Source organism: Streptomyces kebangsaanensis (genome assembly GCF_001906585.1).
Taxonomy (GTDB): domain Bacteria; phylum Actinomycetota; class Actinomycetes; order Streptomycetales; family Streptomycetaceae; genus Streptomyces; species Streptomyces kebangsaanensis.
Map to the genome: position 1 here is coordinate 14,389 of NZ_JUJA01000123.1, position 7,032 is coordinate 21,420.

Sequence of the window (7,032 nt, forward strand, 5' to 3'; positions counted from 1 at the left end):
CTCGGCGACAGCGCCTACTCCGTGGTGAACCTCACCACCGAGAACAAGCAGGAGACCCGCGAGGGCGTCGTGCTCGCCCGCGTCTCCAACGCGATCGTGACCGTCACGTACAACGGCAGCGACTTCGAGACGAAGAAGGCGCCCAGTACGGACGAGATCAACAAGGGCGCCATCAGGGCCGCCAAGGAGGCGGCGGCCGCGTTGGAGGGCGGCCGCCAGAGCTGACCGTCCTCCGACGCGGCCACGGGCGGTGCGTCAGGCGGGCGCTCGCCGCCGGGTGCGCGCCGCCATCAGCAGCAGGTACAGCACCATCGACGTGCCCAGGCCCACCGCCCAGCCGTAGTCGGCGAGGGACCTCAGGGCGGGAAGGGGGCGGCCGTCGACCAGCGGGTGGAAGTCCGCGCCGCCGACGGCCAGTACGCCGCCCACCAGGAAGGCCACGACCGCCCGCCAGTTCCAGCCGCCCTCGTACCAGTAGCGTCCGCCCGTGCGGTACAGGTCCGCCAGGTCCAGCCGGGACCGCCTGAGGATCCAGTAGTCGGCGATGAGGATGCCGGCGACGGTGCCGAGCAGACCGCCGACCAGGCCGAGCCAGGTGAAGATGTAGCCCTGCGGGTCGGCGTACAGCTTCCACGGGCACATCACCACGGCGAGCACGGCGGTGATGAGGGCGCCGGTGCGGAAACCGACCTTGCGCGGCGCGAGGTTGGAGAAGTCGAAGGCCGGGGAGACCATGTTGGCCGCGATGTTGACCGACAGGGTCGCCACCAGCACGGTCACCAGCGCGAACAGCAGTCCGGCCACGTTGTCCGTCTTCGCCGCCAACTGCACCGGGTCCCAGACCGGTTCGCCGTACACGGCCTGCGAGCCGGAGGTGACCAGCACCGACAGGAACGCGAACAGTGTCATGGTGGTGGGCAGACCGAGCGCCTGGCCCCGGGTCTGTGCCTTCTGGCTGCGGCCGTACCGGGTGAAGTCCGGGATGTTCAGCGACAGGGTGGACCAGAAGCCGATCATGCCCATCAGGGCGGGCGCGAACAGCTTCCAGAAATCCGCTCCCCAGCCCAGTTTCGAGGGCTGGTCGAAGAGCGGGCCGAGGCCGCCGGCCTTGTCGCTCATCCACCACAGCATCACGAAGGCGCCGACGAGCACGAAGGGCGCCGCCCAGTTCTCGAACCGGCGGACGGTCTCCATGCCCCGGTGGATGATCGCGACCTGGATCGCCCAGAAGATCGCGAACGACAGCCACATCGTCCAGGCGTGGCCGCCGACCTCGGCGGCGTCGGTCCAGCCGCTCCCGATCAGTTTCCCGGCGAGGAAGTAGATCGCCTCGCCGCCGATCCAGGTCTGGATGCCGAACCAGCCGCACGCCACCAACGCCCTTACGAGAGCGGGCAGGTTGGCGCCGCGCAGACCGAAGGAGGCGCGGGCGAAGACCGGGAAGGGGATGCCGTACTTGGGTCCGGCGTGCCCGGTGAGCAGCATCGGGACGAGCACGATCAGGTTGGCCAGGGCGATGGTGAACACCGCCTGCTTCCAGTCCATGCCGACGGCGATCAGACCGGAGGCCAGGGTCCAGGAGGCCGTGTTGTGGGCCATGCCGACCCACAGCGCGGAGAAGTTGTACGTGGTCCAGGTCCGCCGGGCGACCGGCACGGGCAGCAGGTCGGCGTTGGCGTAGGGGCCGGAGGGCGGCGGGGTGCCGGGGGCGATCTCCACGCGTCCGTCGGGGAGGGTGACCTGTGCGGACGGCGGTACGGCCGCCGGAGCGGTGTCGGTCATGGGCAGCCCAATCCGTGAGGTGGGTCGGCTCTCGGCTCGAGGGATCAGGAGTTGACGGCCGGGATGACCTGCTGCCCGTACGCGTCGATCACGGCTTCCTGCGCGTCGTGCATGTCGTACACGGCGAACTGGTCGACGCCCAGCTCGCGCAGCGCGTTCAGCTTCTCGATGTGCTTCTCGACGGGCCCGACGACGCAGAACCGGTCGACGATCCCGTCCGGTACGAACCGGGTGTCCGGGTTGCCGCTGCGCCCGTGGTGGGCGTAGTCGTAGCCCTGGCGGGCCTTGATGTAGTCGGTGAGTTCGTCGGGCACGGCACCGGAGTGCTCGCCGTAGCGGGCGACCAGGTCGGCGACGTGGTTGCCGACCATGCCGCCGAACCACCGGCACTGCTCGCGGGCGTGGGCGAGCGCCTCGGGCGAGTCGTCGGCGGTGACGTACGCGGGCGCGGCGACGCAGACCGTCACCTCCGCCGGGTCGCGCCCGGCCGCCGCCGCCGCGTCCTTGACGGCCCTGACCATGTACTCGGTCAGGTAGAGGTCGGCGAGCTGGAGGATGAACCCGTCGGCCTCCTCGCCGGTCATCCTCAGCGCCCTGGGGCCGTACGCGGCCATCCAGACGGGGAGCCGGGCGCCCGGTTCGATCCAGGGGAACCTCACCACCGTACCGCCGCCCAGGTCGGCCTCCTCTCCCCTGCCCAGCGCCCGGATGACCTTCATGGCCTCGCTGACCCGGGCGAGGGTGTTGGGTTTGCGGCCGGCGACGCGCATCGCGGAGTCGCCGCGGCCGATGCCGCAGACGGTGCGGTTGCCGAACATGTCGTTGAGGGTGGCGAAGGCGGAGGCGGTGACCTCCCAGGTGCGGGTGCCCGGGTTGGTGACCATCGGGCCGACGGTCAGCTTCTGCGTGTTGGCGAGGATCTGGCTGTAGATCACGAACGGCTCCTGCCAGAGCACGGCGGAGTCGAAGGTCCAGCCGTACCGGAAGCCGTTGCGCTCGGCCCGCTTCATCAGGCTGACGACGCGCGAGGCCGGAGGGTCGGTCTGCAGGACGAGTCCGAAGTCCATGGGCGGCACTCCTAGTCGAGGTACTGACAGGTGGAGCGCGGGGTGTAGACGCCGTGCCCGGGACGTCCGGTGAACTCCCGCTCGGTGATGACGTCCTCGCCGCGCGAGAGGACGGTCTCGACGCGGCCGGTGACGCGCCTGCCCTCGTACGCCGAGTAGTCGACGTTCATGTGGTGGGTCTCGGCGGACATGACCTGCTCGGCGTGCGGGTCGTAGACGACCACGTCCGCGTCGGCGCCCGGCGCGATGGTGCCCTTCTTCGGGTACAGGCCGAACATCCGGGCCGGGGTGGCGCAGGCGATCTCGATCCAGCGGCGGCGCGAGATGTGCCCGTCGACGACCGCCTGGTGCAGCAGGTCCATCCGGTTCTCGACGCCCGGCATTCCGTTGGGGATCCTGGAGAAGTCGCCGCGGCCGAGCTCCTTCTGGCCGGTGAAGCAGAAGGGGCAGTGGTCGGTGGAGACCACCTGGAGGTCGTTGGTGCGCAGGCCCTTCCACAGGGCCGCCTGGTGTTCCTTGGGGCGAAGGGGCGTCGAGCACACGTACTTGGCGCCCTCGAAGCCGGGCTCGGCGAGGTTGTCGGTGGACAGGAACAGGTACTGCGGGCAGGTCTCGCCGAAGACGGGCAGTCCCTCGTCGCGCGCCCTCGCCAGTTCGGCGACCGCCTCCCGGGCCGAGACGTGCACGACGTACAGGGGGGCGCCCGCGACCTGGGCGAGCCGGATGGCGCGGTGGGTGGCCTCGGCCTCCAGCAGGGCCTTGCGGACCTCGCCGTGGTACCTCGGGTCGGTCTCGCCGCGGGCCAGCGCCTGCTCGACCAGGACGTCGATCGCGATGCCGTTCTCGGCGTGCATCATGATCAGCCCGCCGTTCTCGGCGGCGCGCTGCATGGCGCGCAGGATCTGCCCGTCGTCGGAGTAGAGCACTCCCGGATACGCCATAAATTGCTTGAACGACGTAATACCCTCTTCGACCAGAAGATCCATTTCCTTCAGCGTCTCGCTGTTCACATCCGAGACGATCATGTGGAATCCGTAGTCGATCGCGCAGTTGCCCTCGGCCTTGGCGTGCCAGGCGTCCAGGCCCTCGCGCAGGGCTCCGCCGACGCTCTGGACGGCGAAGTCCACGATCGTGGTCGTGCCGCCCCAGGCGGCGGCCCGGGTGCCGGTCTCGAAGGTGTCCGAGGCGTAGGTGCCGCCGAAGGGCATCTCCATGTGGGTGTGGCCGTCGACTCCGCCCGGGATGACGTACTTGCCGGTGGCGTCGATGGTGCGCTCGGCGGTGAACGCCTCGGCGGCCGGGGTGCCGGAGGCGGCGAGGGCGGCGATGCGGCCGTCCTCGATCAGAACGTCGGCGTGGATCTCGTCGGCGGCGGTGACGACGAGGCCGCCGCGGATGACGAGGCGACTGCTCATGGTCCCTCTCCTTCCGGTCGGACGTGCGCGGTGGGTCGCGGCTCCCCGGTCAGGGCGTGGTCAGCGGCGTGTACGTGCCCGGCGCGCGGTCGCGGTAGAACTGCCAGCGGTCGCGGACCTCGCGCAGCTTGGCCAGGTCCAGGTCGCGCACGACGAGTTCGGTCTCCTTGTCGCTCGCCGGCTCGCCGACGAACTGGGCCTCGGGGTCCACGAAGTAGGAGGTGCCGTAGAAGTCGTTGTCGCCGTACTCCTCCTGGCCGACGCGGTTGATCGCGCCGACGAAGTACTCGTTGGCGACGGCCGCCGCCGGCTGCTCCAGCTGCCACAGGTAGCCGGACAGGCCGCGGGAGGTGGCCGACGGGTTGAAGACGATCTCGGCGCCGGCGAGGCCGAGGGCCCGCCAGCCCTCCGGGAAGTGGCGGTCGTAGCAGATGTAGACGCCGATCCTTCCCGCCCTGGTGTCGAAGACGGGCCAGCCGCTGTTGCCGGGCCGGAAGTAGAACTTCTCCCAGAAGCCCTTGACCTGCGGAATGTGGGTCTTGCGGTACTTGCCGAGGTAGGAGCCGTCGGCGTCGATCACGGCGGCGGTGTTGTACAGGACGCCGGGCTGTTCCTCCTCGTACATCGGCAGGACGAGGACGACGCCCAGTTCCCGGGCGAGCGCCTGGAAGCGCCGGACGATCGGGCCCTCGGGGATCCGCTCGGCGTACTCGTAGAAGGCGGGGTCCTGGACCTGGCAGAAGTACGGTCCGTAGAACAGCTCCTGGAAGCACAGCACTTGGGCGCCCTGCGCGGCCGCGTCGCGGGCCGCCTGCTCGTGGACCTGGATCATGGATTCCTTGTCGCCGGTCCACGCGGTCTGGAAGAGGGCGGCACGGATCACCTTGCTCATCGGGTCCTCCACTCGCTCGGTGTGCGGCGAGCGTAGAAAGCCGGCGGGCCCGCTTTGAGGTGCACCGTGTCACGTCTGCGGGGGTGCGGCGTGCCACCGTGTCATCCCGGCTCTGCCCCATGCTCCACCGCCGTTCTCCCGAGTGTTGCCGTGTTTCACTGCTGTTGCGCGTCGTGTGCGAGGAGCGCGATGTGCACCGAGGCGGCCTGTTCGAAGTCGTCGAGGTCCGCCCCGAGGCACGCCTGTATCGCCTCCAGGCGGCGGTAGAGCGCGGGGCGGGAGACGTGGTGGAGCTGGGCGGTGCGGGACTTGTTGCGGCCGGTGGCGAGGTAGGTGCGCAGCACGGACAGCAAATCGTCGTCGGCCCGGCGCAGCAGGCCGTCCAGCTCCCGCTCGGCGAAGGACTGCACGTGCGGGTCGTCGCGCAGCAGCCGGATCAGGCCGCGCAGGTGCACGTCCTTCAGGCGTACGACGGCCGGGAGGGCGAGGGCGTCGGCGGAGCCGGCCACGGCGTCGGCGACGTGACGGGCCTCGCGCAGCCCGGCGGGCACCTCGTCCCACGCGGTGCGGGCGTCCGCGGCGGCGACGACCGCGCGGGCGGGGCCCGGCCCGTCGCGCAGCCGGGTCGCGAAGTGCGCGGTGAGGGCGTCGGCGTCCTGGTCGCGGGCGAGGCTGAGCAGGACGGCGGTGGCGCCGTCGGCGAGCTCGGCGACGAGCCCGGGAAGGCCCAGCAGGCGCAGCAGCCGGTCGAGTCCGGCGGTCTCGCCGCCGGGTACGGCCAGCGGTACGAAGGTGCGCCGGTTGACCGGCAGTCCGGCGGCCCGCGCCCGGGGCAGCAGCTGCCGTGCCGGTACGGCCCCGCCGACGAGGTCGGTCAGCAGGCTCCGCGCGGACTGCTCCTCCCAGGTGCGGCCCGCGCCGCCGCCGAGCATGCGGTGCAGGACGAGGGCCTCGGCGGCGCGGTCGGCCAGCAGCCGTCCGGCGGCACCGTCGCCTCGGTAGCCGCACAGCACGATCCGGCCCCAGCGCTCGCCGCGCCCGCCCAGTTCGGCACGGATCCAGCCGTCGCCCTGGCCGGCGCCGGCCTGCCGGGCGATGCGCTCCCAGTCCCGCAGCACGTCGTCCACCGCGGGCCGCTCCCCCGCCGTGGCCAGGACCCGGTGGGCGAGGTTGGCAACGACGACGGGGCACGCGCTGTGCCGGGCGATCTCGTCGAGCAGCGCCTGCAGCGGGGCGCCCGCGGTGATCAGCGCGGTGAGCGCGGTCCGTACGGCCTCCGACAGGCTGACGGAGGCGAACTTCCGCCGGACCAGCCGGGACTGGACCTCCTCGGTCAGCTCGGCGAACGGGAAGGGGCGGTGCAGGACGACCAGGGGCAGCCCGCACCGCTCGGCGGCGCGGCGCATGACGTCCGGCGGGGCCGGGAACGCCCTGCCCAGGCCCAGGACGACGGCCGCGGCCTCCGCGCGGTGCAGGGAGCGGATGTACTCGGTCTGTTTCCCCTCGTCCCCGGCGAGCAGCACGCCGGTGGTGAGGACCATCTCGCCGCCGCTGAGCATCACGCCGACGTCGGCGGCCTCGGCGACGTGCACCCAGCGCACGGGCCGGTCGAGGTGGCCGGCACCGGCCACCACCTCGGGCTCCCCGGCGAGCACCCGCTCCAGGGTGAGGACCTGGCGGACCGACAGGGCGGGTTCCGGCGGATTCCAGAGGGTCGGGGAGCTGTCCGAGGCGATGGTCATGACCATGATCCCTTGCTCGGCTCGTTCCGGTGCGGTGCTCCTCAGCAGGCGCCGCGCAGGGCGTGTTCCAGGATCGCGGCGCCCTCCTCGGCCTCCGCGACGGTCAGGGACAGCGGCGGGGCGATGCGCAGGGC

6 protein-coding genes and 1 pseudogene are annotated in these 7,032 nt (G+C 71.5%); 1 reads left to right on the forward strand and 6 read right to left on the reverse strand.

Annotation, left to right across the window (positions count from 1 at the left end; all coding sequences use genetic code 11):
• Positions 1–225: pseudogene (locus tag RH94_RS43835) on the forward strand (hypothetical protein); the annotation flags it as partial.
• Between the two features lie 30 nt (positions 226–255).
• Here RH94_RS43835 and RH94_RS18625 read toward each other — a convergent pair.
• The 6 genes from RH94_RS18625 to RH94_RS43840 all read right to left on the reverse strand — a co-directional run.
• The gene (locus tag RH94_RS18625; RefSeq protein WP_073948694.1) at positions 256–1,782 is read right to left on the reverse strand and encodes an NCS1 family nucleobase:cation symporter-1; all 1,527 of its coding nucleotides are present in this window, start codon (positions 1,780–1,782) and stop codon (positions 256–258) included.
• Positions 1,783–1,826: 44 nt separating this feature from the next.
• A complete protein-coding gene (locus tag RH94_RS18630) occupies positions 1,827–2,849 on the reverse strand; it encodes a TIGR03842 family LLM class F420-dependent oxidoreductase (protein WP_073948695.1) in 1,023 nt (340 codons plus the stop codon).
• 11 nt (positions 2,850–2,860) lie between these two features.
• The gene (gene hydA, locus RH94_RS18635) at positions 2,861–4,264 is read right to left on the reverse strand and encodes a dihydropyrimidinase (RefSeq protein ID WP_073948696.1); all 1,404 of its coding nucleotides are present in this window, start codon (positions 4,262–4,264) and stop codon (positions 2,861–2,863) included.
• Positions 4,265–4,313: 49 nt separating this feature from the next.
• On the reverse strand, positions 4,314–5,156 hold the full coding sequence (locus tag RH94_RS18640) for a nitrilase-related carbon-nitrogen hydrolase (protein WP_073948697.1): 843 nt from the start codon (positions 5,154–5,156) through the stop codon (positions 4,314–4,316).
• Between the two features lie 155 nt (positions 5,157–5,311).
• The gene (locus RH94_RS18645) at positions 5,312–6,898 is read right to left on the reverse strand and encodes a PucR family transcriptional regulator (protein ID WP_073948709.1); all 1,587 of its coding nucleotides are present in this window, start codon (positions 6,896–6,898) and stop codon (positions 5,312–5,314) included.
• Between the two features lie 41 nt (positions 6,899–6,939).
• The coding region (locus RH94_RS43840) for a hypothetical protein (RefSeq protein WP_234425870.1) at positions 6,940–7,032 on the reverse strand (93 nt) is incomplete at its 5' end.